Annotated in this window: 22 protein-coding genes and 1 other annotated feature; of the genes, 15 read left to right on the top strand and 7 right to left on the bottom strand. The window is 35.0% G+C overall.

Going from position 1 to position 24,259, the window contains the following annotated elements; genetic code table 11:
• Entirely contained in the window at positions 1-1,353 is a 1,353-nt protein-coding gene (dnaA, locus tag OL234_RS10485) for a chromosomal replication initiator protein DnaA (RefSeq protein ID WP_275469136.1), read from the bottom strand.
• A 505-nt stretch (positions 1,354-1,858) separates the two neighbouring features.
• Between dnaA and rpmH the strand changes: the two genes are divergently transcribed.
• The 4 genes from rpmH to jag all read left to right on the top strand — a co-directional run bounded on the left by rpmH (position 1,859) and on the right by jag (position 4,172).
• The gene (rpmH, locus tag OL234_RS10480; RefSeq protein WP_275469135.1) at positions 1,859-1,993 is read left to right on the top strand and encodes a 50S ribosomal protein L34; all 135 of its coding nucleotides are present in this window, start codon (positions 1,859-1,861) and stop codon (positions 1,991-1,993) included.
• 213 nt (positions 1,994-2,206) lie between these two features.
• Positions 2,207-2,551 carry a ribonuclease P protein component gene (gene rnpA, locus OL234_RS10475; RefSeq protein ID WP_275469134.1) on the top strand — a complete coding sequence of 115 codons (345 nt, stop codon included), beginning with the start codon at positions 2,207-2,209 and terminating at the stop codon, positions 2,549-2,551.
• A gap of 57 nt (positions 2,552-2,608) precedes the next feature.
• On the top strand, positions 2,609-3,400 hold the full coding sequence (locus OL234_RS10470; protein WP_437184441.1) for a YidC/Oxa1 family membrane protein insertase: 792 nt from the start codon (positions 2,609-2,611) through the stop codon (positions 3,398-3,400).
• Positions 3,401-3,434: 34 nt separating this feature from the next.
• Positions 3,435-4,172 (top strand): RNA-binding cell elongation regulator Jag/EloR, encoded by a 738-nt coding sequence (jag, locus tag OL234_RS10465; RefSeq protein ID WP_275469132.1) that lies wholly within the window; start codon positions 3,435-3,437, stop codon positions 4,170-4,172.
• Between the two features lie 47 nt (positions 4,173-4,219).
• Here jag and OL234_RS10460 read toward each other — a convergent pair whose 3' ends face one another.
• Together OL234_RS10460 and OL234_RS10455 are read right to left on the bottom strand one after the other, a co-directional pair.
• Positions 4,220-4,915 (bottom strand): response regulator, encoded by a 696-nt coding sequence (locus OL234_RS10460; protein WP_275469131.1) that lies wholly within the window; start codon positions 4,913-4,915, stop codon positions 4,220-4,222.
• A 5-nt stretch (positions 4,916-4,920) separates the two neighbouring features.
• A complete protein-coding gene (locus OL234_RS10455; protein WP_275469130.1) occupies positions 4,921-6,471 on the bottom strand; it encodes a Spo0B domain-containing protein in 1,551 nt (516 codons plus the stop codon).
• A gap of 214 nt (positions 6,472-6,685) precedes the next feature.
• Between OL234_RS10455 and OL234_RS10450 the strand changes: the two genes are divergently transcribed.
• The 11 genes from OL234_RS10450 (at position 6,686) to guaB (ending at position 19,141) form a co-directional block, all read left to right on the top strand.
• Entirely contained in the window at positions 6,686-7,996 is a 1,311-nt protein-coding gene (locus OL234_RS10450) for a 2-hydroxycarboxylate transporter family protein (RefSeq protein WP_275469129.1), read from the top strand.
• A gap of 22 nt (positions 7,997-8,018) precedes the next feature.
• On the top strand, positions 8,019-9,173 hold the full coding sequence (locus tag OL234_RS10445) for an NAD(P)-dependent malic enzyme (RefSeq protein ID WP_275469128.1): 1,155 nt from the start codon (positions 8,019-8,021) through the stop codon (positions 9,171-9,173).
• A gap of 216 nt (positions 9,174-9,389) precedes the next feature.
• On the top strand, positions 9,390-10,778 hold the full coding sequence (mnmE, locus tag OL234_RS10440) for a tRNA uridine-5-carboxymethylaminomethyl(34) synthesis GTPase MnmE (RefSeq protein ID WP_275469127.1): 1,389 nt from the start codon (positions 9,390-9,392) through the stop codon (positions 10,776-10,778).
• Between the two features lie 16 nt (positions 10,779-10,794).
• Positions 10,795-12,690 carry a tRNA uridine-5-carboxymethylaminomethyl(34) synthesis enzyme MnmG gene (gene mnmG / locus OL234_RS10435; RefSeq protein WP_275470155.1) on the top strand — a complete coding sequence of 632 codons (1,896 nt, stop codon included), beginning with the start codon at positions 10,795-10,797 and terminating at the stop codon, positions 12,688-12,690.
• Positions 12,691-12,734: 44 nt separating this feature from the next.
• Entirely contained in the window at positions 12,735-13,454 is a 720-nt protein-coding gene (gene rsmG / locus OL234_RS10430; RefSeq protein WP_275469126.1) for a 16S rRNA (guanine(527)-N(7))-methyltransferase RsmG, read from the top strand.
• Positions 13,455-13,626: 172 nt separating this feature from the next.
• Positions 13,627-14,388 (top strand): ParA family protein, encoded by a 762-nt coding sequence (locus OL234_RS10425; RefSeq protein ID WP_275469125.1) that lies wholly within the window; start codon positions 13,627-13,629, stop codon positions 14,386-14,388.
• Positions 14,381-15,271 carry a ParB/RepB/Spo0J family partition protein gene (locus OL234_RS10420; RefSeq protein ID WP_275469124.1) on the top strand — a complete coding sequence of 297 codons (891 nt, stop codon included), beginning with the start codon at positions 14,381-14,383 and terminating at the stop codon, positions 15,269-15,271. Before OL234_RS10425 ends, OL234_RS10420 begins: the two co-directional genes overlap by 8 nt.
• 22 nt (positions 15,272-15,293) lie before the next feature.
• On the top strand, positions 15,294-15,482 hold the full coding sequence (locus OL234_RS10415) for a DUF951 domain-containing protein (protein ID WP_275469123.1): 189 nt from the start codon (positions 15,294-15,296) through the stop codon (positions 15,480-15,482).
• Positions 15,483-15,577: 95 nt separating this feature from the next.
• The gene (gene ychF, locus OL234_RS10410) at positions 15,578-16,678 is read left to right on the top strand and encodes a redox-regulated ATPase YchF (protein WP_275469122.1); all 1,101 of its coding nucleotides are present in this window, start codon (positions 15,578-15,580) and stop codon (positions 16,676-16,678) included.
• A 69-nt stretch (positions 16,679-16,747) separates the two neighbouring features.
• On the top strand, positions 16,748-17,440 hold the full coding sequence (locus OL234_RS10405; RefSeq protein WP_275469121.1) for a DUF1129 domain-containing protein: 693 nt from the start codon (positions 16,748-16,750) through the stop codon (positions 17,438-17,440).
• A 219-nt stretch (positions 17,441-17,659) separates the two neighbouring features.
• Positions 17,660-19,141, top strand: coding sequence for an IMP dehydrogenase (guaB, locus tag OL234_RS10400; protein WP_275469120.1), 1,482 nt, complete (start codon positions 17,660-17,662; stop codon positions 19,139-19,141).
• 32 nt (positions 19,142-19,173) lie between these two features.
• Here the strand turns inward: guaB and serS are convergent, their stop codons facing one another.
• From serS to croR, 4 genes are all read right to left on the bottom strand, one after another.
• Positions 19,174-20,451 carry a serine--tRNA ligase gene (serS, locus tag OL234_RS10395; protein WP_275469119.1) on the bottom strand — a complete coding sequence of 426 codons (1,278 nt, stop codon included), beginning with the start codon at positions 20,449-20,451 and terminating at the stop codon, positions 19,174-19,176.
• A gap of 70 nt (positions 20,452-20,521) precedes the next feature.
• Positions 20,522-20,735 (bottom strand) — a binding site (T-box leader).
• Between the two features lie 65 nt (positions 20,736-20,800).
• Positions 20,801-22,090, bottom strand: a complete 1,290-nt coding sequence (locus OL234_RS10390; protein WP_275469118.1) for a serine hydrolase — start codon at positions 22,088-22,090, stop codon at positions 20,801-20,803.
• A 72-nt stretch (positions 22,091-22,162) separates the two neighbouring features.
• Complete coding sequence (locus tag OL234_RS10385) at positions 22,163-23,338, bottom strand: sensor histidine kinase (protein ID WP_275469117.1); 1,176 nt, start codon at positions 23,336-23,338, stop codon at positions 22,163-22,165.
• A complete protein-coding gene (croR, locus tag OL234_RS10380; protein WP_275469116.1) occupies positions 23,325-24,014 on the bottom strand; it encodes a response regulator transcription factor CroR in 690 nt (229 codons plus the stop codon). The genes OL234_RS10385 and croR overlap by 14 nt, the downstream gene beginning before the upstream one ends.
• Positions 24,015-24,259 lie beyond the last annotated feature (245 nt).

Here is a 24,259-nt window from a genome sequence, read left to right as displayed (position 1 = left end):
TTATGAAATCAATAAATTTTTAATTTCGCTTACTTCTTTTTGGATAGTCGGATCATGTTCAAGTAATTGCTGAATTTTTTCATGTGAATGGATGACTGTCGTATGGTCTTTGCCACCAAATTCTGCTCCAATTTTAGGTAATGAATTATCCGTCATTTCACGAGATAAGTACATTGCAATTTGTCGAGGTACGACAATACTTTTAACACGTTTCTTCCCTTTTAAATCTTTTAATTGAATATGATAGTAGTTACAAACTTCCTCTTGAATCGTTAAAATAGATAATTGATTAGCTTGTCCTACAGGTTTTAAAGTTTTTAAGGAATCAGCAGCTAAGCTGGTTGTTATATCTTGACTATGCATTGTGGCAAAAGCTTGAACTCTAACTAAAGCGCCTTCTAATTCTCTAATATTGGAATCAATTTGGCCTGCAATGTAACTTAACGTATCGTCAGGAATTTCTAGTCGCTCAGCATCAGCTTTTTTTCGTAAAATAGCGATTCTAGTTTCTAAGTCTGGTGGTGTAATATCTACTGAAAGTCCCCAAGCAAAACGTGAAATAAGACGTTCTTGTAATTTTGGAATCTCATTAGGCAAACGATCACTAGTTAAAACAATTTGTTTACCGTCATTATAAAGTGAATTAAAAGTGTGGAAGAATTCTTCTTGCGTGCCCTCTTTTTCAGCAAAAAATTGAATATCATCGACTAATAATAAATCCACATTACGATATTCTTGACGGAAATTTTCAGATGTTCTATTTTGGATTGAATTAATGAAGTCATTTGCAAAAGTTTCGCTGCTGACATACTTCACTTTAGCATTAGGATTATTCAGTAACATTTGATGAGCAATTGCATGCATTAAATGAGTTTTACCTAACCCTACCCCACCATAAAAGAATAGAGGATTGTAGGTCGATCCAGGATCTTCTGCGACAACGAGAGCTGCCGCATGTGCCATTTGATTACCTTTACCAATAACAAAGGTATCAAATGTATATTTTGGGTTTAATAAAGCTTTTTTACTATTTTCTTTAGTAAGTTGTGAAATAACAGGATCTAAGTTACTAGTATTATCTAAAAGCCGATCTTCTGTTAGTTTTTCATTTTGTACAATAAAAATGGGTGTAACTTCAGAACCAGTTAATTTAAAACCAGTTTCCACAATTTTGGTAGCTAAATTTTTTTCCCAATATTCTTTATGTAAAGTTGAAGGAACTTCAATTGTTAATTGTCCATCGATTAGGTTTATTGGTTTGGCTTGTTCAATCCAAGCATTAAAACTTGGTGTAGTTAGAATTTGTCTATAATCATCAACGAGTTCTTTCCAAATATAAGTAATATTTGGCATATGATAAATGCCTCCTTTATCTATTCATTCGAATCGTTTTCTATTTTAGCATTAAAAAAAAAAGTTTTCCACTGTTAAAATAAACTCGAAAAAACAAATCCACAGGTGTGAAACATCTTATCCACAAACAGATTTCATATGTTGATAAAAAAGTTCCACACGTTTCTGTTTATATTTTTGTGGATAACTTTAAATTGGTACAGTAACCTTTGAATAAGTTATAAACAAGATAGCACAGGCTTGTGGATAACTTTTGTACAAGTTATTAATTTGTTAATAAGTACTTAATAACTTAAGAATAAATAAAAATAAAATAAAGTAATTAACAGGCAATAATCAATAAAAAAAAGATGTGGATAACTTTAAACTTAAAAAATGGAAGAATATTTTTTAAGATAATGAATATGTTGATAAGAAAGGTTGACAGAAGAGGGGGATTTTCGTATACTATTAGGGTCTGTCTAACTATAAAAGAAGATATTATTTATATAGGAGGTGCCACATTATGAAAAGAACATACCAACCAAATAACCGTAAACATAGCAAGGTTCATGGTTTCCGTAAACGCATGAGTACTAAAAACGGTCGTCGTGTTTTAGCAGCAAGACGTCGTAAAGGAAGAAAAGTTTTATGCTCATAAACCGCTGACATTTAATCAGTGGTTTTTTTTATAATCAAATATGACTTTTTGCCATGATTAGTTTCTAAGGCAAAAGGTCATATTTAGTATTTTCTAATAGAAATTTTGTAGCAAAATTAACGAGGAAATTACCTTAAATTGTGGTATGATTAGGATGAGTTTTTGGCATAAATAACTCATATGCCTTAGTAGTTTTGTTGAAAGGGGATTAAGATGAAAAAATCCTATCGTATAAAGAAAGAAATGGAATTTCATACTATTATGAAGCAGAAAAATTCCTATGCTAATAGGAATTTTGTTGTTTATATTGCGGCCCAAGATGACGTGATTGAGCCAAAACATTTTAGAGTGGGTCTTTCAGTTGGTAAAAAAGTTGGAAATGCAGTGATGAGAAATCGTGTTAAACGGCAAATCAGAGAAGCTCTATTCCAAATGAAAAATCAAATTGATCCTACTAAGAAGTTAATCGTGATAGCTCGTCCAAATATCACAAAATTAACAACAGAAGAGGTAGCTAATAATTTAAAGCATGTCTTTAAATTAGCAAATATAATTTAGTTGGATAGAGGGGTTAGAAAAGTGAAGAATAAGAAAAAAATTCTTTTAGTAGTGGCAATGATGACCACATTATTAGTACTAACAGGATGTGGTACAGGAGATATTACAGCTCAAAGTACAGGTATTTGGGAGCGATATATCGTTTTTAATTTTGGTCGTGCAATTAAAGCGTTATCTTTTGGGAGTAATGCTGGAATCGGGATCATTCTATTTACAATTATAGTCCGAGTTATTTTGCTACCATTGATGCATTATCAAAATAAAAGTATGCGTAAAACACAAGAAATTCAACCGAAAATAAAGGCTTTACAAGTTAAGTATGCATCTAAAGATCCAGATACGAAGCGTAAGTTACAAGAGGAGCAGCAACGTTTATATAATGAGCACGGTGTTAATCCTTTTGCAGGCTGTTTACCGTTATTGGTACAAATGCCAATTTTAATGGCATTATGGCAATCAATTTCTCGCATTCAAGGTTTAAGTTCTGGACGCTTCTTATGGTTAGAATTGGGATCACCAGACCCCTATTTTATTTTACCGATTTTAGCTGCTATTTTTACTTTTATAAGTACGAAATTATCAAGTATGAGTCAAATTGAATCGAATCCTACAATGAAAATGATGACTTATTTTATGCCAGCGATGATTTTATTTATGGGGATTAATTTAGCAAGTGGTTTGTCATTGTATTGGGTAGTATCGAATGCTTTCCAAGTAGGTCAAACCTTAGTTATTAATAATCCATTTAAAATTAAACGTGAACGTGAGGCAGTAGCAAAACAACAACGTGATTTGGAAAGAGCGTTACAAAAAGCGCAGTCTCCAAAGAAAAAAAGAAATAAAAAATAATGATGTGATTTAATTATTTAAGGAGGTTCATTTTATGCCAAAGTATGAAGGATTAACAGTTGATGAAGCAATTCAGAAAGGGTTATCCCACCTAATGCTCTCTGAAAATCAAGTGGAAATAACCATTATTTCCGAAGAAAAAAAAGGTTTTTTAGGATTTGGTAAGAAAGAAGCAAGCGTAAACATAAGCCCACTTGAAGAAAATAATATGACATCTGAAGTTACTCGTGATCAAGAAATTACACAAAAGCCTTTATTGGAAAAAGAAAAAAACGAACAAGGTAGTGGTGAATTAGTAGCTGTAGGTGCTATAGATGAGCAAGCTATTCGACAATTAGAAACTTACTTGACAACTATTACTAAAGAAATGGGAGTACCAGCAGTAGTCACATTCGATAGGATAGGTAATTCTATTACTTATAAGTTAGAAAGTGATAAACCGGGTATGTTGATTGGAAAACATGGGAAATTGTTAAATGCGATCCAATATTTAGCTCAAGTCTATATTCATCGTATGGCAGAAAGTAAATTGACTGTTATAATTAACGTCGGTGATTATCGAGAACGACGGGAATCTGCGTTACAACGCTTAGCTTTTGACACAGCTAAAACAGTTAAAAAAACTAAAAGACCAGTATTTTTGGATCCTATGCCATCTTTTGAACGAAAAAAAATACATGCTATTTTAGCGAAAGATAAGGCTATAAAAACGCATTCTGAAGGTGATGAGCCTTTTAGATATTTAGTAGTAGAGTATGTTAAGATATTATAAAATAAAAGAAAGAGGCAATGTTTCACGTGAAACATTGCCTCTTTCTTTTATTTTAATAGTGAATAGTAGGTAATAGGTCTACCAATTGTTCCATATTCAAGATGTGAAGTAATATAATTATTGTCTTCTAAATAACGAATATATTTTCTGATTGAGACGTGTGACAGATTTAAGATATTACTTAAGTCATTAACAGTAAATTGAGACGGTAAAGATAGAATTGCTTTTTTTACAAGGTTTAGTGTTGGATATGTCAGTCCTTTTTCCAATTCTTCTTCTTCAGTCATAGAGAAGGAAGGGAGACTCTCTTTAGTTTGAGATAAGTAATCCAATTCATGTTGAGATAACTGTGATGTGGAGTCAATTAACATTTTACGCTCTGAAAATTTCAACAAACTTGCCTTAAAACGTTCAAAATTAAAGGGTTTTAAAATGTAATCAATTACGCCATAACGAAACATTTGTTCGACCTGATTACTCTGGTTAGCAGCTGTAATCATAATAATATCAACTTCTAAATTTTTCTCCCGAATTGCTCGAACTAAATCAAAACCACTACTTTTATTTAAGTGAACATCGATTAAAACTAAATCAACCGAGGATGCCTCAAGGAAAGTAAGTGCTGATGTTGCGCTATCTGCTGAGCCTGTAAATGTAAAGTTATCAATTTTATCTAAATATGTTTGGTTGATATAAAGTACCATCGGATCGTCTTCTACGATTAATACGTTCACGCTAGTCATAATGTTCAGTCCTCCTCTATATAAATTGGATAAGGGGTATTAATGTGAATTATAAGCCATTGTGTTTGTGGTTCCAAAGTAATATGACTTTTGGAGTCCACAATTAAATTGGAAAAATAATTAGATTGAAGTTTTATTTTTAACTGTTCCAGTTTACTACCTGTTAGTGGTAGTGAATAAGTTAAAGATAATTTTTTTTGAGAGTAACCAATGCGAATTTGTAAATCTTTAGCAGACTCTAATTCTAGAATAGTTGAATGGATAAAACGTACAATATTAATCCATGTCTGGATAATGTTTTGATCAGTAGTCGCCGGAATATCTGGATAAATTTCTACCATAAAGGGCAACTTTCTTTCAACGAAGCGGCTACGTTCCCCTATCAAAAAACCTGCAATTAGGGGATTTTTAATAAGATAGACCATTCGACTAGAAAATTCTTGTTCGGGTTCTAAAATTTTTTCTAAATAATGATGTAGTTGGTCGTAGGCTTGTAAGTCTGTTAGACCATATATTACATGAAGCTTGTTCAAAAAATCATGTGACTGTGCTTGTAGTGATGTAGCATAGGCAGTTGTATTTAGGAGCTGATCATGTAAGGAGCTAAGTTCCGTCATATCACGAATAATAATAATCTGTCCAACATTCTTTTTTCGGACGACGATAGGCGCTACCGAAATTAAATAGTCAACACCATTTTGATGGTAGAGTTCATCGGTAGTCACCTGAGTGTTATTATTTTTAAATGTTTTTAAATCGGGAATTAAGGTTGAAATTTTTTCACCATAGGGATGTATCGTATGGGCTAATTTTGCCAAAAGCTTTTGCCCAGAGGCGTTAACTAAACTGATTTCAGAAAATTGATTAGTCACAATAATAGCATCATGAATATTTTCAAACATAGCATTTCGTTCTTCTAGTAAAATGGCAATCTCTTTAGGCTCTAGATCATACATTTGTTTTTTTAAGGTGAATGCCGTGAATAGAGCAGCAAGTAGACTAATCATAATACTTAAAAGTAAGGTGATAGAAAAATTCCAGCGTGCTTTAGTTAGGTTTTCAGCTAGACGCGTTGTAGTGAGTCCAATTGAAATCACACCAAGTTCTTCTCCATCAGTATTAAAGACAGGGACAAAGGCTCGTAATGACTGGCCGAGGGTTCCTGAAGCTGTTGAGACAGTTTCTTGTCCTTTTGAAATTGCTTTATGTTCGTCACCACCTTGGAATTTCTTATAAATTTTGTCAGAGTTGGGGTGGGTCAATCTTGTTTTATCTAGAGTCATAATGACAACAAAGTCTAAGCCAAAGGCTTGTTCATTATTTTTTGCCAATTGTTTGATTTTTGAGGTGCTAGTTTCGGATTTCAAAGCAGCTCTAACAGTAGGATCATTAGCAAGTGAATGACCTATTTTTAACAAATCACTTTCTTGTTTTTCTCGAATACTACGAGACATCTCTTTATTCATTTGGAAATAAACAAAAGACAGGGAAAGAAGAATTGATAAAAAAACCAGTAAGGTAAGTTTCATCCATAGATTAAATTGTTTTATTTTCATAATCTTCCTCCAAATTTAGTAATCACAAAGAGCATTGTTAGCCTCATTCTATCACAGGCGATATAGAATACGGAATGGTTGTGATTTAATGAATATAGTTTAATTAATTAAGCAACAGTTAAAATACTTAAATAAACGCAAGTAAGTTTTTTATTTTTGTATACTATGTTCTGGATAGAATTAACGAAAACGTTTTTATTTTAGGAGGAGAATTATGAAGGAAGCAAATACTCGAACTGAGTCACGTATGAGTAAGGCTAGTCGCTTGAATATTGGGCCGGTACCATTGCCAGTCTATACCGTTTTGGCAGCAATTATTATTTTAACTGCTTATTTGGAACAATTACCAGTTTCAATGATTGGTGGGTTTTCAGTTATTTTATCATTAGGTTGGTTATTAGGGACCATCGGTGGAAATATACCTGGATTAAAACATTTTGGAGGGCCGGCTATTTTGTCATTGTTAGTCCCTTCAATTATGGTATTTTTTAATCTTTTTAATCCAAATGTCTTAGAAGCGACAGACATGTTAATGAAACAAGCAAACTTTTTATATTTTTATATTGCTTGTTTAGTTTGTGGAAGTATTTTAGGAATGCATCGCAAGATTTTGGTACAAGGTTTAATGCGAATGATTGTACCAATGTTGTGTGGGATGATTTTAGCAATGATAGTTGGGACAACGATTGGGACCCTACTAGGATTAGGCTTTAAACATACGATGTTTTATATTGTTACCCCAGTTTTAGCTGGTGGAATTGGTGAGGGGATTTTACCTTTATCACTAGGGTATAGCGCCATTACAGGTATTCCAAGCGAACAACTTGTGGGGCAGTTGATTCCAGCTACTATTATTGGTAATTTCTTTGCAATCATGAGTGCAGCTTTTTTAAGTCGAGTGGGTGAAAGAAAGAAAGATAAATGTGGGAATGGTCAATTAGTCAAAATGAATGCAGATGATATGTCTGATGCTATGGTAGAAGATAAAAGTCCAATTGATGTTAAATTGATGGGAGCAGGAGTTTTAATTGCCTCAACTTTATTTATTACAGGTGGCTTACTTCAACATTTAACCGGTTTTCCAGGACCAGTTTTAATGATTTTAGTAGCAGCGCTAGTTAAATATTTGAGTCTCCTACCAGCCAATATGGAAAAAGGCTCCAAACAATTGTATAAATTCATCTCTTCTAATTTTACCTTCCCGTTGATGGTTGGATTAGGGATGCTTTATATTCCATTAAAAGATGTTGTTGGAATGCTATCTTGGCAATATTTTGTCGTTGTTATTTCAGTAGTTCTTACAGTAGTGGTGACGGGATACTTTGTAGGTGGTAAAATGAACATGTATCCAATAGAAGCCGCTATCATTACAGCGTGCCAAAGCGGGATGGGTGGTACAGGAGATGTTGCAATTTTATCAACAGCTAACCGTATGAACTTGATGCCATTTGCGCAAGTAGCGACTCGTTTGGGTGGTGCGATTACTGTTTTAACGATGACAGCTTTGTTAAAATTCTTATTCTAAAATTTGAAGGAGTGATTATGTAATGACAGACGTAAAAGAATTAGCTTTAGCATTGAGTAGAGAAAAGGGTGGTAAATTAGAAGTAGTACCTAAAGTACCAATTGATTCAATGGAAGATTTGGCAATTGCTTACACACCGGGTGTTGGAGCTGTTTGTATGGAAATTGCTGAAGATAAAGAAAAAGCTTATGAGTATACAACAAAACGTAATATGGTGGCAGTTATAACGGATGGTTCAGCCGTTTTAGGTTTAGGAAACATTGGGCCAGAAGCAGCTATTCCAGTAATGGAAGGAAAAGCTGCCCTATTTAAACGTTTTGCCGATGTTGATGCTATTCCACTATCTTTAGACACGCAAGACACTGAAGAAATCATTTCGCATATTGCTGCCTTAGCTCCATCATTTGGCGGAATCAATTTAGAAGATATTAGTGCACCACGTTGTTTTGAAATTGAACGTCGTTTAAAAGAAATGTTAGATATTCCAGTCTTTCATGATGACCAGCATGGGACAGCGATTATTGTCTTATCTGGTTTATTAAATAGCTTACGTTTAACAGGTAAGAAACTAGATGAAATTCAAGTAGTGGTAAATGGTGGAGGAGCTGCTGGGTTATCAATCACCCGTCTATTCTTAGCAGCTGGTGTTAAAAATATTAAAGTGGTGGATCGTGCGGGAATTATTTCATCTACCGATAATACTTTAGAACCGCATCACAAAGAAATTGCTAAAGTAACTAACTTAGCGTGCCAAACTGGGATGTTAGAAGATGCTGTTAAAGGAGCTGATGTCTTTGTAGGAGTATCCGGTCCGGGTGCTTTAAAAGCAGAATGGGTAGAAACGATGAATGATAAATCAACTATTTTTGCTATGGCCAATCCAGTACCAGAAATTTTTCCTGATGAAGCCAAGGCAGCAGGCGCATATATTGTAGGGACTGGTCGTAGTGATTTCCCTAATCAAATTAATAATGTGTTAGCCTTTCCTGGTATCTTTAGGGGAGCTCTTGATGCTCGTGCATCAGATATCACTGTGGAGATGCAAATTGCAGCAGCATATGGCATCGCTGAAATGGTTAGCGATGATGAATTAGCGCCTGATTACATTATGCCAGAAGCCTTTAAGCCTGGTGTAGCGGAAACAGTTGCAAATAGTGTTCGTAAAGCTGTTAAATAATTAAGTGAAAAGTCAAGAGACTCTCGTTGCTCTTGGCTTTTTATTATGGAGATGTCTACTTGCTAAGTCAGTCGTTATCCTGTAAAATATTCAGTGAGGTCTTAATAGAGAAACAATTAGATAGTCGCAGTCAAAGTGCTAAATCTATTCTTGCATTGTCAAGGGTGGAGTGGGCACTTTTTTCTATGGAGAAAATGAAAGGAAGGTCATAAATCAATGAATATTACAGCTGAATTTGACACAATCGCTGCCATTTCGACCGCATCAGGAGAAGGAGCAATCAGTATTGTTCGCATGAGTGGAGATGATGCTTTAGTTATTGCGCAAAAAGTATTTAAATCAACTAAAAATTTAGCAGAGGTAGCATCACATACCATCCATTATGGGCATATCACAGACCCATTAAAAGATAGAGTGATAGATGAGGTGATGGTTTCGGTCATGAAATCACCTAAAACCTTTACACGCGAAGACGTGGTAGAGATCAATTGTCATGGTGGTATTGTGGTAACGAATCAAGTCTTACAATTACTCTTGAGACAAGGTGCGCGTTTAGCTGAACCTGGTGAATTTACGAAGCGAGCATTTTTAAATGGACGTGTGGATTTATCACAGGCTGAAGCAGTAATGGATATCATCCGTGCAAAGACAGATAAAGCGATGCATATGGCAGTCACACAATTAGACGGTGATTTATCTAAATTAATAAAAACATTACGACAAGAAATTTTAGAAACGCTGGCACAAGTTGAAGTAAATATTGATTATCCAGAATATGATGACGTTGAGGAAATGACTTCTAAATTATTATTAGAAAAATCGGTGTATGTTAAATCACAAATCACTAATTTATTGCAAACAGCTAAGCAAGGTAAAATTTTGCGAGAAGGCTTGTCAACAGCTATCATTGGACGCCCTAATGTTGGGAAATCTAGTTTGCTTAACTATCTGCTGAAAGAAGAAAAAGCAATTGTAACAGATGTTGCGGGAACAACTCGTGATGTGATCGAGGAGTATGTGAATGTTAGGGGAGTCCCTCTAAAATTGGTGGACACAGCTGGTATTAGGGAAACAGAGGATATTGTTGAAAAAATTGGGGTAGAGCGTAGTCGTAAGGCTTTAGCTGAGGCTGATTTGATTTTATTAGTATTAAATCAAAATGAACCTCTAACCCAATCAGATCGTGACTTATTACAAGTAACAGCGGGAATGAAACGTATTATTCTACTGAATAAGACGGATTTAGACATACAATTAGATTTAGCAGAAGTTCAAGAGCTAACAGATGAGGAAACCTTGGCTATTTCAGTACGAAATAGTGAGGGAATGATGCAATTAGAACAACGTATTGCTGATTTGTTCTTTGATGGTGGCTCAGTTGAAAAAGATGCTACATATGTTTCTAATAATCGCCATATTGCTTTGTTAGAGCAAGCTGAGTTAGCTCTTGGAGAGGTTATTGAGGGTGTTGAATCTAGTATGCCTGTTGATTTAGTCCAAATTGATATGACACGTTGTTGGGATTTATTAGGAGAAGTTATTGGGGATAGTGTTCAAGATGAATTAATTACGCAATTGTTTAGTCAATTTTGTTTAGGTAAATAGAGAGAGGGGTAATATGATGGAGACATATCAAGCAGAAGAATATGATGTAATCGTAGTAGGAGCAGGACATGCAGGCTCAGAAGCTGCTTTAGCAGCAGCGCGTATGGGATGTCGTACGATGTTAATGACCATTAACTTAGATATGGTAGCCTTTATGCCATGTAACCCATCATTAGGTGGGCCAGCAAAAGGAGTTGTGGTACGTGAGATAGATGCCTTAGGTGGTGAAATGGGTCGTAATATTGACAAGACTTATATCCAAATGAGAATGCTCAATACAGGTAAAGGGCCTGCAGTGCGTGCTTTAAGAGCACAGGCTGATAAAAATAAATATGCGGAGACTATGAAACGTACCATTGAACGTCAAGAGAATTTAACGTTACGTCAAGGTATGGCAGAAAAAATTATCGTTGAAGATGGTGTTTGTCGCGGGATTGTAGCTTCAACAGGTGCTATGTATCGTAGTAAAGCAGTTATTATTACTGCTGGGACAGCCTTACGTGGCGAGATCATTATTGGAGAATTAAAATATTCTTCTGGTCCGAATAACTCACAACCGTCTTTAAAGTTGAGCGATAATTTAAAAGAATTAGGGTTCGAGATTGATCGTTTCAAAACAGGAACGCCTCCTCGGATTAAATCAAGCTCAATTGATTATTCTGTTACAGAGGAGCAACCAGGTGATAAGGAGCCAAATCATTTTAGTTTTGCTACACCGGATGAAGCTTATAATGAGAATCAATTGTCGTGTTGGTTAACTTACTCAAATGAAACAACACATGATATTATCCGTGAAAATTTACATCGCGCCCCAATGTTTACAGGAATTGTTGAAGGTGTTGGAGCACGTTATTGTCCGTCAATTGAAGATAAAGTTGTTCGTTTTAGTGATAAACCACGTCATCAAATTTTCTTAGAACCAGAAGCAGAAAATACCGAAGAAGTGTATGTACAAGGGTTATCAACGTCTCTGCCTGAAGATGTTCAACAAAAAATGTTACATTCGGTCGAAGGGTTGGAAAATGCTGAATTAATGCGTAGTGGCTATGCAATTGAGTATGATGTGGTCGTTCCTCATCAATTACGTCCAACATTGGAAACCAAATTAGTTGAAAATCTATATACAGCAGGTCAAACAAATGGGACAAGTGGCTATGAAGAAGCTGGTGGTCAAGGTTTAGTTGCTGGGATTAATGCAGCTTTAAAAATTCAAGAAAAAGAACCTTTTGTTTTACAACGTAGCGATGGTTATATCGGTGTGATGATTGATGATTTGGTAACAAAAGGAACAAATGAACCTTATCGTTTGTTAACATCACGCGCTGAGTATCGTTTGATTTTAAGACATGATAATGCGGATTTACGTTTAACTGAAAAAGGCTATTGTATTGGATTAGTTCAAAAAGAGCAATATGAAGCTTATGTGGTAAAAAAAGAATTAATTGAGGCAGAGTTAAAAAGGCTAAGTAAAATTCGTTTGAAACCTATTCCAGAATTACAAAGATTTTTAGAAGAAAAAGGGATGCCCTTATTGCGAGATGGTGTATTAGCTGCAGACTTTTTAAGACGTCCAGAAATTAGTTATCGTGAGTTATCACAATTTATACCAACATCAGAAGTGAATTTACCTAATAAAGTAGTGGAACAAGTAGAAATTCACTTGAAATATGAGGGTTACATCAAAAAAGCACTAGATAAAGTTGAAAAGTTGAAGCGGATGGAAGCTAAAAAAATTCCTGAAAATATTGATTATGATGCAATCAATGGTTTAGCAACAGAAGCAAAACAAAAATTGATGAAAATCGAACCAGAAACAATTGCTCAAGCTAGTCGTATTAGTGGTGTCAATCCTGCAGATATCAGTATCTTAATGGTATATTTGGAACAGGGACGTGTGACAAAGAAAAAATGAAAGAGTAGTCCTTAGAGTAGGATTATAAATGAAAGGATAGAAAAATGACTCCAGAACAGTTTAAATTAGCACTTTCAGAAAAAGGAATAGAGCTAACGGATGAACAAATGACTCAATTTTCAATGTACTTCCGTTTGTTAGTTGAGTGGAATGAAAAAATGAATTTAACGGCGATTACTGAGCAAGAAGAGGTCTATTTAAAACATTTTTATGATTCAATAATGCTAGCGATGGCAAATGATTTCAATCAAGGTAAAATGACACTATGTGATGTAGGCTCAGGTGCGGGTTTTCCCAGTATTCCATTGAAAATTCTTTACCCTAATTTAGAAATAACTATCGTTGATTCATTAAATAAGCGTATCACTTTCTTAAAAACCTTAAGTGATACGTTAGGTTTAACGGGAGTGAATTTATATCATGATCGTGCTGAAATATTTGGTAAAAATAAGGAATTTAGAGAGCAATTTGATTATGTGACGGCTCGTGCTGTGGCACGTTTAAATGTTTTAAGCGAATTATGTTTACCTTTAGTAAAAAAGAATGGTTTTTTCTTAGCTATGAAAGCAGCCAAGAGTGAGGAAGAACTAAAAGAAGCGAGTAAAGCTATTACTTTATTAGGTGGAAAATTAGTTAAAGAAGAAGATGTTACCTTGCCTGTAACTAATGATTCACGTTATATTATTACCATTCAAAAGAAAAAAGAAACGCCTAATAAATTTCCAAGAAAACCAGGGATGCCAAATAAACAGCCATTAAAATAAGTAGTAAAGTTATTTATTTTTTTGTGAGTAAGTAAGAGGTAGGAAGAGGCTTAAAAACGTGATAAAATCACAAGCTGTATAGGTCAAATCATTTATTTTATGATACAATAAAATTATTGAGAAACGATAGATAAAATAAAGGAAACTGTTAGAAAGAATCGGAGGAAAAAACATGGCACGGATTATTTCAGTGGCTAACCAAAAGGGAGGCGTGGGGAAAACTACCACAACTGTTAACTTAGGCGCATCTCTAACATCATTTGGAAAGAAAGTTTTATTAATTGATATAGATGCACAGGGAAATGCAACGAGTGGGGTTGGAGTTAAAAAATCTGATGTAGATAAGGATGTTTATGATGTCTTAGTAAACGATACTCCTATTTCAGAAGTTATTCATCAAACAACACGCAAAGACCTGGATATTGTGCCTGCAACGATTCAGTTAGCAGGAGCCGAGATTGAATTAACGCCTATGATGGCTAGAGAAACACGCTTAAAAATGGCAATCAGTGAAATCGCCCCAGCCTATGATTATATTTTAATTGATTGTCCTCCATCTTTAGGACATTTAACAATTAATTCATTTACAGCAAGTGATTCTATTTTGATTCCTGTTCAATGTGAGTACTATGCATTGGAAGGCTTAAGCCAGTTGTTAAATACTGTTCGTTTAGTACAAAAACATTTCAATCCAGAATTGCGTATTGAAGGGGTCTTGTTAACAATGTTTGATGCAAGAACTAATTTGGGAGCTGAAGTTGTAGAGGAAGTTAGAACTTATTTCAGAGAACGTGTCTATGATACAATTATCCCAAGAAATGTTCGTTTATCAGAGGCACCAAGTCATGGTCTGTCAATCATTGATTATGATCCTCGTTCAAGAGGTGCGGAGGTATACCAAGCGCTAGCAAAGGAAGTGTTAAGTCATGAGTAAGAATACTAAAGGATTAGGTAGAGGGATAGATGCTTTATTTCAAGAGTTTAACTCAGTGGAAGCAGGAGATACTGCCGGTGAGACGGTGGTTGATATTTCACTTTCAGAACTTCGACCTAACCCGTATCAACCACGTAAGATTTTTGATAAGAAGGCCTTACAGGATTTAGCAAGTTCGATTAAGCAATCAGGCGTCTTCCAACCGATTATCGTTCGTCGATCAGAAGTTCGCGGTTTTGAGATTATCGCTGGTGAGCGTCGTTATCGTGCTTCTGAATTGGCAGGTAAGGCAACAATCCCAGCAATTATTCGTGAATTTGATGAAGCGACAATGATGCAAGTCGCAGTGTTAGAAAATTTACAAAGAGAAGATTTGACCCCTTTGGAAGAAGCCGAAGCTTATGATATGTTGATGAAAAATTTAAGTGTTACTCAATCTGAACTTGCAGAACGTTTAGGTAAGAGTCGTCCATATATAGCGAATCATTTACGTTTATTAACATTACCAGATATGGTTAAGGAATTACTTCAACAAGAAGAGCTATCAATGGGGCAAGCACGAACACTACTGGGTTTGAAAAATCGTGAGCAGATTTCTGATGTTGCTAAGCGTGTCGTTCGTGAAAAATTAACGGTTCGTCAATTGGAAGACCTAGTAAGTCGTCTGAATTCGGATGAGCTACTTGAAAAAAAACCTAAGAAAACACTTGCTTTAGAAAAACCTTATTATATTAGTGAAAGTGAAGAGCGTTTGATGGATAAATTTGGGACACCCGTTATGATTCAAGAAAAAGCTGGTAAAGGTAAGATTGAGATTGAATATTTATCAACTGACGATTTAACTCGTATTTTGGATATTTTAGATGTTCATTTTGATGACTAAAACATTAAGTGAGGGATAATCTATGTATGATTTAGGCGATATTGTTGAGATGAAAAAACCCCATGCGTGTCAAACAAATCAGTGGGAGATTATTCGTATGGGGATGGATATTAAAATTCGTTGTCTGAACTGTCAACATATTGTTATGTTAAGTCGACGTGATTTTGAAAAAAAACTAAAAAAAATTTTAGTGAAAGTTGTTGCAGAATAGGCAGATTAAAATATTATTTTTTTAGATGATACTTGAGACAGACTTAAAGATAAAAATAGATAAACTACTACAGAGACGAAAGTGAGAATAAATTTATGGCATTAACAGCAGGAATTGTTGGATTACCAAACGTTGGGAAATCTACGTTATTTAACGCAATTACGAAAGCAGGAGCAGAGGCTGCTAACTACCCGTTTGCAACAATTGATCCAAACGTGGGAATGGTAGAAGTACCAGATAGTCGTTTACAAAAATTAACAGAATTGGTGCAACCTAAAAAAACTGTGCCTACAACATTTGAATTTACAGATATTGCAGGTATTGTTAAAGGAGCCAGCAAAGGTGAAGGATTAGGGAATCAATTTTTAAGCCATATTCGCCAAGTTGACGCAATCTGTCATGTGGTACGTTGTTTTGACGATGATAATATTACCCATGTTGAGGGGCGTGTTGATCCATTAGCTGATATTGATACAATTAATTTAGAGCTAGTTTTAGCCGACTTAGATTCAATTACAAAACGTCATACACGTGTTTCGAAAATTGCTCGTACGAAGGACAAAGAAGCCTTAGCTGAGTTAGCGCTTTTAGATAAAATTAAGCCAGTTTTAGAAGAAGGTAAGTCAGCACGTAGTATTGAATTTACTGAAGAAGAACAATTGGAAGTTAATAAGCTATTTTTATTAACAACTAAACCAGTTTTATATGTTGCTAATGTATCAGAAGAAGAAGTAAGTGATACAGAAAATAACAAATATGTCCAAACGGTTCGTGAATTTGCAGCTAGTGAGAATGCGGAAGTAATTGTTGTCTGTGCACGTGCAGAAGAAGAAATTGCTGAATTAGACGATGAGGATCGAGTAGATTTCTTAGAAGCATTGGGAATTGAAGAATCAGGTTTAGATCAATTAATTAGAGCAGCCTATGATTTGTTAGGTTTAGCCACTTACTTTACAGCAGGCGTTCAGGAAGTAAGAGCTTGGACCTTTAAAAAAGGTATGAAGGCTCCTCAATGTGCGGGGGTTATTCATTCAGACTTTGAAAAAGGCTTTATTCGTGCTGAGACTGTTTCATTTGATGACTTAAATGAATATGGAAATATGGCAGCAGCTAAAGAAGCAGGCCGTGTACGTTTAGAAGGAAAAGAGTATATTGTCGCTGATGGTGACGTTATGCTATTCCGTTTTAACGTATAATTTATTATGTAATTAATGAGTTGGTGTAATGCTTAATAGAGCAGAGTTTGGACCCGAGGAGGAATTTTTTTGGAAGAACAAGAAATTAGAGCGTTAGTTGCAAAAAACCGTGAATTGGAAACACAATTAACCAAACGAAATGAACAATATGTTTATGATTTGAGAAAAGCCTTAAGTTTAGCTAATTTATCGGAGTCTTTACAAGCCCAAGCATTAGCTAATATTTTACCCGAATTAGTCGAAGGACAGAAAAGTGGGAAAACAGCTCGCCAATTATTTGGAACTGTGACGGAGCGTGCTCGTCTTATCTTAGAGACGCCAGAACCAGTTAAAGAGAGTGGTATGTTCCAGATGTGGTTAGATAATAGCTTATTGCTATTTATATTCTTGACATTGATGGCCGGAGTCTTACCACTATTCTCAAAATCAGTCGCATCAGGGCAACAACAAGGTATCTTAACTATCTTAGTAGGAGCTATTTCAGGTGGATATGCTTTTTACCTGATTTATAAATATGTTTATAAATTTGATCGTCCAGGAGCAGACCAAAAAGGCCGTCCCGGAGGATTCAAATCAATTTTAATTATGATGGGTATTATGTTGATTTGGATGTTTATTTTCATGGCTGCAGCTTTAATTCCACCGGCAATTAATGTTGCATTAGCACCAGCTGTCAATATAGCTTTAGCAGTACTAGCTTTTGCTATTCGCTATTACCTTAAAAAGAAATACAATATTCGTGGAAGTATGTTTTCTCGTTAATAACATAAAAAGTAGTCTTGTCTTTACAAGACTACTTTTTCGTATAATTAACTGTTTAAATGAAAAAATAAAGAGTAGAATAACAAAACAAAGGTGGATTAATCAAAAAAGAAAGCAATCTTGGTTAGAATATGATGAAATTAAGGTTCAATGATTGACTATTGCTTTGATTTTTGTTATTTTTGTAATTAAAAAATAAACAAAGGAGTGGTTAGGTAAATGTCTAATTGGGAAACTAAATTTGTAAAAAAAGGGTTAACATTTGACGATGTTTTATTGATTCCAGCAGAAAGTCATGTGTTACCAAATGATGTTGATATGACAATCAAATTAGCTAAAAATATCACCCTAAATATCCCATTTATGAGTGCAAGTATGGATACTGTTACTGATAGTAAAATGGCGATTGCAATGGCAAGACAAGGCGGATTAGGTGTCGTTCATAAGAATATGAGTATTGAACAACAAGCTGATGAAGTTCGTAAAGTAAAACGTTCAGAAAGTGGCGTTATCATTGATCCATTTTATTTAACTCCTGACCATTTAGTTGCAGACGCTGAGGCTTTAATGTCGAAGTATCGTATTAGTGGTGTACCCGTTGTTGAATCTTTAGATAGCCGTAAATTAGTTGGTATTTTGACAAATAGAGATTTACGTTTTGTTACAAATTATCAACAGCCTATTGCTGATGTTATGACAAAAGAAGATTTAGTGACAGCACCACTAGGAACAAACTTACATGATGCAGAAAAAATTCTACAAAAACATAAAATTGAAAAATTACCAATCGTAGATGAAAATAATCGGTTAAGCGGTCTCATTACGATTAAAGATATTGAAAAAGTTATTGAATTTCCAAATGCAGCAAAAGATGAACATGGTCGATTGTTAGTAGCAGCAGCTGTTGGTGTTACAACAGATACTTTTGAACGTGCCCAAGCACTAATTGATGCAGGCGTTGACGCTATTATTATTGATACGGCTCATGGTCATAGTGCAGGTGTGATTCGTAAAATTAAAGAAATTCGGGATAAATTTCCAGAAGCAACTTTGATTGCAGGAAATGTAGCAACAGCCGAAGGAACTCGTGCTTTATATGAAGTCGGTGTAGATGTTGTAAAAGTTGGAATTGGACCAGGTTCAATTTGTACAACGCGTGTCGTTGCTGGTGTAGGAGTCCCACAATTAACAGCTATTTATGACGCAGCTGAAGTGGCAAGAGAGTATAATCGAACAATCATTGCTGATGGTGGCATTAAGTATTCTGGTGATGTGGTGAAAGCACTAGCAGCTGGTGGACATGCAGTGATGTTAGGTAGTATGTTGGCAGGAACTGATGAGTCACCAGGGGAATTTGAAATTTATCAAGGCCGTCGCTTTAAAACTTACCGTGGTATGGGGTCTCTTGGTGCAATGGAAAAAGGGTCAAGTGATCGTTATTTCCAAAGTGGGACTAATGAAGCCAATAAATTGGTACCTGAGGGGATTGAAGGACGTGTTGCCTATAAAGGTAGTGTTTCAGATATCATTTTCCAATTAATTGGGGGCTTAAAAGCAGGTATGGGATACGTTGGAGCAGGTAATTTACAAATGTTAAGAGATGATGCTCAGTTTGTTCAAATGAGTGGAGCTGGCTTAAAAGAATCACATCCTCATGATGTTCATATTACTAAAGAAGCACCAAATTATTCAATCGGATAAAAAAAGCTAGCTCATTGAGCTAGCTTTTTTATTTAGTCTTTTGTGATTTTTGTAAGGCCACCCATGTAAGGAATTAGAGCTTCCGGGACAGTTACACTACCATCTTCATTTTGATAGTTTTCTAAAATTGCGGCAACAGTCCGGCCAACAGCTAGGCCAGAACCATTTAAAGTATGAACTAATTGTAGCTTTCCTTCGACATTACGGTATCTCATTTTTGAACGACGAGCTTGGAAATCAACGCAGTTTGAACATGAGCTGATTTCACGATATGTATCTTGAGCTGGAATCCATACTTCTAAATCATAAGTTTTTGCAGCACTAAAGCCCATATCTCCTGTACATAAGGCCAATACTCGGTATGGTAAGTTTAATTTTTTTAGGATATTTTCAGCATTATCAGTCATTTTTTCTAATTCATCATAAGAAGACTCTGCATCTGAAAATTTAACCATTTCGACTTTATTAAATTGATGTAAACGGATCAAACCACGCGTATCACGACCAGCACTACCAGCCTCAGATCTAAATGATGGGCTTAGAGCTGTAAAGTAGATGGGTAAATCTGCTTGATCTAAGATTTCATTACGATAGAAGTTGGTTAAAGGAACTTCAGCTGTAGGAATCAATGTCAAATCAGAATCTGCCAGTTGAAAAACATCTTCTTTAAATTTCGGGAATTGACCTGTTCCATACATAGAAGCACTGTTTACCATGTATGGTGTTAACATCTCTTTGTAACCATGTTCAGATGTGTGCGTGTCTAACATGAAATTGTAGATGGCACGTTCTAAGCGAGCACCCAGTCCTTTATAATAAACAAAGCGACTGCCGGAAACTTTAGCGCCACGTTCAAAGTCTAAAATATCTAAACCTTCGGCGACTTCCCAATGTGCTTTTGTTTCAAAATCAAAAGTTTTTGGTGTTCCCCATTGACGGATTTCAATATTGTCTTCCTCGTCAGCTCCAACAGGAACAGAATCATGTGGAATATTTGGTAAGCGGGCAGCAATAAATTCGATTTTTTCATCAATTTCAGCAAGTTTAGCATCTAGCGCCTTAATATCATTGTTAACGGTTTGCATTTGTTTTATAAAGTCATCAGCATCTTCTTTTTGACGTTTCAAAGTAGAAATATGATCAGATACATCGTTCCTAGTTTTTTTCTGTTCTTCTACTTGAACGAGTAGTTCACGACGCTCTTTATCTAGGTTAATAAAGTCTACTAGTGTTTCTTCTTCTACTCCGCGGGTTTTTAATTTTGCTTTGACAGCATCAAAGTCTTGACGAATCATTTTAATATCTAACATTCTTACATCCTCCTAATAATTTTTATAAAATAAAAAGCCTTAACGTCATAAGGAATAAAGGTACTTTATTCCTTGGGACGAAAAGACTGAAATTCGCGGTGCCACCCAAATTCAACAGACCGAGCTGTTGCACTTGATTAATGCAGATAACGGTTGCATCCGAAATGAATTATTTCTTCATTTACTATAAAGGGATGGATTTCCTAGTGAATCAATACTATCTTACACTAACCGATAGCTCTCTGAAAAAGAAACGACAAGTACTTATTCCCAAACGTATTAAACATTGTTCAATTTGTTCTCATAGAATAACGAAAATTAAAGACAATGTCAAATAGTGATATTAATTCTAGTTAAAAAAATCGGTAATAGAACGTTTGACTCTTTCAAAAAAATTTGCTTTTTCAATACTATGGTTAGTAACCATCGGATAGCTATGTTGTATTTGACTGCCAGGTAAATAACCGAGAGTATCATTTTTTAAATTTACTGTGACATTCCCTAAAATTTTATTTTTGGCAAGAGGAGCCTGTAGATCTTTGATTGGTTTGAATTTAAGATCTAGGTCATCTTTTTTCATATCAGAACGAACCCAGAGACCAATATCAGCACCTGTTACCAACGGTGTTGTTCGTTGTTTGCTATTGTCAATAGCAAGTGGTTTAATAGTGGGGATCCTACTATTTTTAGGGTAAACAACTTTATAAATCCAATTGTTATTTATATAATCCAGTAGTTCCCCAGTTTGGATGAAACGTTGGCCAGTATCGATATCAGTGTAACTATCGTTGGCGTGCATGATGATGGTTATAATACGGTGTCCGTTTACAATAGCAGTTGAGGCAAAACATTCACCAGCTAGTTCTGTGGTCCCTGTTTTTAAGCCATCAACATTTTCTCGGCTATAGGTCATACCAGGGAGCATTAAGTTAGTATTGTTAATAAAGGTTTCTTCCGCAGTCCCTTGTCCAAAAATAGTATTTGTTAATTTAGTAGTTTCTAATATTTCTGGAAAGTCCTGTAATAGGTGGCGTGCGACAATGACCATATCTTTAGCAGACATTAGGTTTTCTTTATGGGGCTTACTTCCAGGGTAAATTCGACCTTTAGCATCTTCATTATTAATGCCTGAAGTTGAAATCAAGTAAGCATCCTCAATTCCCCAAGTTTTCACTTTTTCTCTCATTAAATCAACGAATTTTTCTTCTGTTCCTCCGACCTTTTCTGCTAAAGCAGTAACAGCTGCATTGGCAGAAACTAATGTACTGGCATTAAATAAATCTCTAACGCTATAGGCTTGATTTTTATTAAGGGGAACATTTGAAAGTTCTGGATCTTGACTAATTTTTAAAAGATGATCGCTTATCGTTAATTCTTCATCCCAAGATAAAACCCCGTCTCTCTCAGCTTCTAAAATCAAGTAGAGCGTGACTAGTTTAGTCATTGAAGCAATAGGCAGTACTTTATCTTCATTTTTTTTGTAAAAAATCTTTCCAGAGTCAGCATCGATCGCAATGGCAGCTTTGGCTTGTAATTCAAAGTCATTTTGTGCGAAACCAACTCGCGGAAAAAAGGCAAGTGGTAGTATCAGTGAGACTAAACAAATAAGTAGGAATTTGTTTTGTTTAAATATATTCATTCCATTCTCCTAACTAAATTATTATAGGTAATCAGTATAGCGATAATGAAACCGAAAGGCAAACACACTTAATTAATTATTATTATTAAGTGGTAAATGGGTGACAAAGGAAGTCCATTCCTGGTCAGATTTAGCGTAAATATAGCCACCGTGTAGGGTAACTATACTTTGTGCAATTGCCAAACCTAGTCCAGTACCACCAGTTTCTTGTGAGCGAGATTCTTCAACACGATAAAAGCGATCAAATAACTGGTTTAAGGCATTTTCTGGAATAGGGTCACCATTGTTGCTAACAGTAATAATAGCTTCATTTCCAACTTCTTCGACTTGGAGTAGGATTTTTGAACAATTTCCGCCATATTTAAGAGCATTAGATAATAAATTATTAAATAAACGCACTAACTTTTCTGTATCACCAGTCATAATGAATGGAATAGGGGTTGCAATTACATCAATTGTAACCCCTTTGCGAGTAGCATCTAATTCGAAATCAACAGAGAGTTGTTCTAACAACTGTGCCATATCAAATTCAATCACTTTTAAAGGTGAGCTAGGCTGACGGACTTTTGTATATTCGAAAAGATCATCTACCAAAACTTTCATTTGTTTCGCTTTAGAGTAGGCTGTATGCGTATATTTTAAGAGGTCTTCTTCATTATGGTATTGTTTTTCTTCGATTAACCCAAGATAACCAATGATAGAGGTTAGCGGGGTACGTATATCATGACTAATATTCGTAATTAACTCGTCTTTAGATTTTTCAATGCGTCGTTCTTCTTCAATTGCCTCAACAGTACTATCTACTAGACCGTTGATACTTTCTATAACTCGACCTAAATCACCACTAAGTTCAAAAGGAATCCGATGACCGTAGTTTCCGTTGGCGATGTAGTGTAGTTCTTTGATAATATGCCGTAATTGCATTTGATGATAACGTCTGATTAAGCGCCAGTATAAAATAATTAAATCTAATATCACCATGAAGATAACAGCGGCATTACGCATGGAATAGAAAGAGTAATTAAAAAAAGTTTTTACCAAAACTTCTTTAAAGCCAAAGATAACATTTTTAACAGCTAAACTATCATCAATTAAAACACGTGCGACTGCTAAAACAGCAATGTTAACAAGTAATAGTAAGATGACTGTCACAATACCTTCTATAATTAGCTCACTTTTTTCTTTTGAAGTTAAAACAATGCGGGATGATTTAATAGGTATTGAGTTAGGAGAATTAGTTTGTTTCAATTTTGTACCCAACTCCCCAGACAGTTTGGATTACTTTTTCCCCGCCCGTTGCTTCTTCGATTTTATCTCGCAGATGGCTAACATGAACCATTACGGTCTTAGCAGAAATTAAGCTTTCTTGTTGCCAAACTCTTTCAAAAATTTCTTCAGCGCTAAATACACGATTAGGGTGGCTAGCGAGTAAATATAATATGCCAAATTCTAAAGCAGTTAATTGAATATCTGTCCCGTTATGAGTTAATACCTCGTGTGACTCTTTTTTTATAATTAAAGGACCAATATCTAGGACATCAGGTTCCTCACTGGTAACTTGCATATTAGTTCTTCTTAATAGGGACTTAACACGTGCCATAATTTCCAAAGGATTAAATGGTTTAGTAACATAATCATCCGCACCAGCTACGAGACCTTGAATTTTATCCATGTCATTTGACTTGGCAGTAAGCATAATAATTGGAATTTGTGACTCTTTTCTTAGTTCTTTAACAACTTGCATGCCGTCCATATTAGGCATCATTACATCTAAAATCATTAGGTCAATATCTGGGGTAGTCCTAATTTTTGTTAGAGCTTCCTTCCCATCATAGGCTTTTACAACACTGTGGCCTTCATTTTGAATATAAATACTTAAAAGTTCTACAATTTCTTTGTCATCATCTACAACTAATAGTTTCATAAATGTGTTCCTCCTATATAATAGATATTATATTAAACATTATAAATATTGTATCAAATAACTAATCGTAAAACTAAAATATCAAATGTAATTTTGATAAATTTATAAAATCGTTAATAAACTTTCAATTTTTTAAAAAAAGTCTTGCATTTTATTTATGAACTTGGTATATTTATAAATGTCTTCAAGAGAGACCTGTTATCTTAAATTTTATCAAAAAAAACTTTAAGAAAATGTTGACTTTT

This window comes from Vagococcus intermedius (genome assembly GCF_029144185.1).
Taxonomy (GTDB): Bacteria; Bacillota; Bacilli; order Lactobacillales; family Vagococcaceae; genus Vagococcus_D; species Vagococcus_D intermedius.
This window is presented reverse-complemented; position numbering and strand designations above follow the sequence as displayed.

Excerpts from the sequence above, each read along its gene's own strand:
- guaB (WP_275469120.1), top strand. The coding sequence starts at position 17,660 with ATGTCTAATTGGGAAACTAAATTTGTAAAAAAAGGGTTAACATTTGAC.
- OL234_RS10455 (WP_275469130.1), bottom strand. The coding sequence starts at position 6,471 with ATGAAAATAAAACAATTTAATCTATGGATGAAACTTACCTTACTGGTT.
- OL234_RS10425 (WP_275469125.1), top strand. The coding sequence starts at position 13,627 with ATGGCACGGATTATTTCAGTGGCTAACCAAAAGGGAGGCGTGGGGAAA.
- OL234_RS10390 (WP_275469118.1), bottom strand. The coding sequence starts at position 22,090 with ATGAATATATTTAAACAAAACAAATTCCTACTTATTTGTTTAGTCTCA.
- rpmH (WP_275469135.1), top strand. The coding sequence starts at position 1,859 with ATGAAAAGAACATACCAACCAAATAACCGTAAACATAGCAAGGTTCAT.
- rnpA (WP_275469134.1), top strand. The coding sequence starts at position 2,207 with ATGAAAAAATCCTATCGTATAAAGAAAGAAATGGAATTTCATACTATT.
- mnmE (WP_275469127.1), top strand. The coding sequence starts at position 9,390 with ATGAATATTACAGCTGAATTTGACACAATCGCTGCCATTTCGACCGCA.
- OL234_RS10470 (WP_437184441.1), top strand. The coding sequence starts at position 2,609 with ATGATGACCACATTATTAGTACTAACAGGATGTGGTACAGGAGATATT.
- mnmG (WP_275470155.1), top strand. The coding sequence starts at position 10,795 with ATGGAGACATATCAAGCAGAAGAATATGATGTAATCGTAGTAGGAGCA.
- OL234_RS10450 (WP_275469129.1), top strand. The coding sequence starts at position 6,686 with ATGAAGGAAGCAAATACTCGAACTGAGTCACGTATGAGTAAGGCTAGT.
- rsmG (WP_275469126.1), top strand. The coding sequence starts at position 12,735 with ATGACTCCAGAACAGTTTAAATTAGCACTTTCAGAAAAAGGAATAGAG.
- OL234_RS10415 (WP_275469123.1), top strand. The coding sequence starts at position 15,294 with ATGTATGATTTAGGCGATATTGTTGAGATGAAAAAACCCCATGCGTGT.
- croR (WP_275469116.1), bottom strand. The coding sequence starts at position 24,014 with ATGAAACTATTAGTTGTAGATGATGACAAAGAAATTGTAGAACTTTTA.
- ychF (WP_275469122.1), top strand. The coding sequence starts at position 15,578 with ATGGCATTAACAGCAGGAATTGTTGGATTACCAAACGTTGGGAAATCT.
- OL234_RS10445 (WP_275469128.1), top strand. The coding sequence starts at position 8,019 with ATGACAGACGTAAAAGAATTAGCTTTAGCATTGAGTAGAGAAAAGGGT.
- serS (WP_275469119.1), bottom strand. The coding sequence starts at position 20,451 with ATGTTAGATATTAAAATGATTCGTCAAGACTTTGATGCTGTCAAAGCA.
- jag (WP_275469132.1), top strand. The coding sequence starts at position 3,435 with ATGCCAAAGTATGAAGGATTAACAGTTGATGAAGCAATTCAGAAAGGG.
- dnaA (WP_275469136.1), bottom strand. The coding sequence starts at position 1,353 with ATGCCAAATATTACTTATATTTGGAAAGAACTCGTTGATGATTATAGA.
- OL234_RS10460 (WP_275469131.1), bottom strand. The coding sequence starts at position 4,915 with ATGACTAGCGTGAACGTATTAATCGTAGAAGACGATCCGATGGTACTT.
- OL234_RS10420 (WP_275469124.1), top strand. The coding sequence starts at position 14,381 with ATGAGTAAGAATACTAAAGGATTAGGTAGAGGGATAGATGCTTTATTT.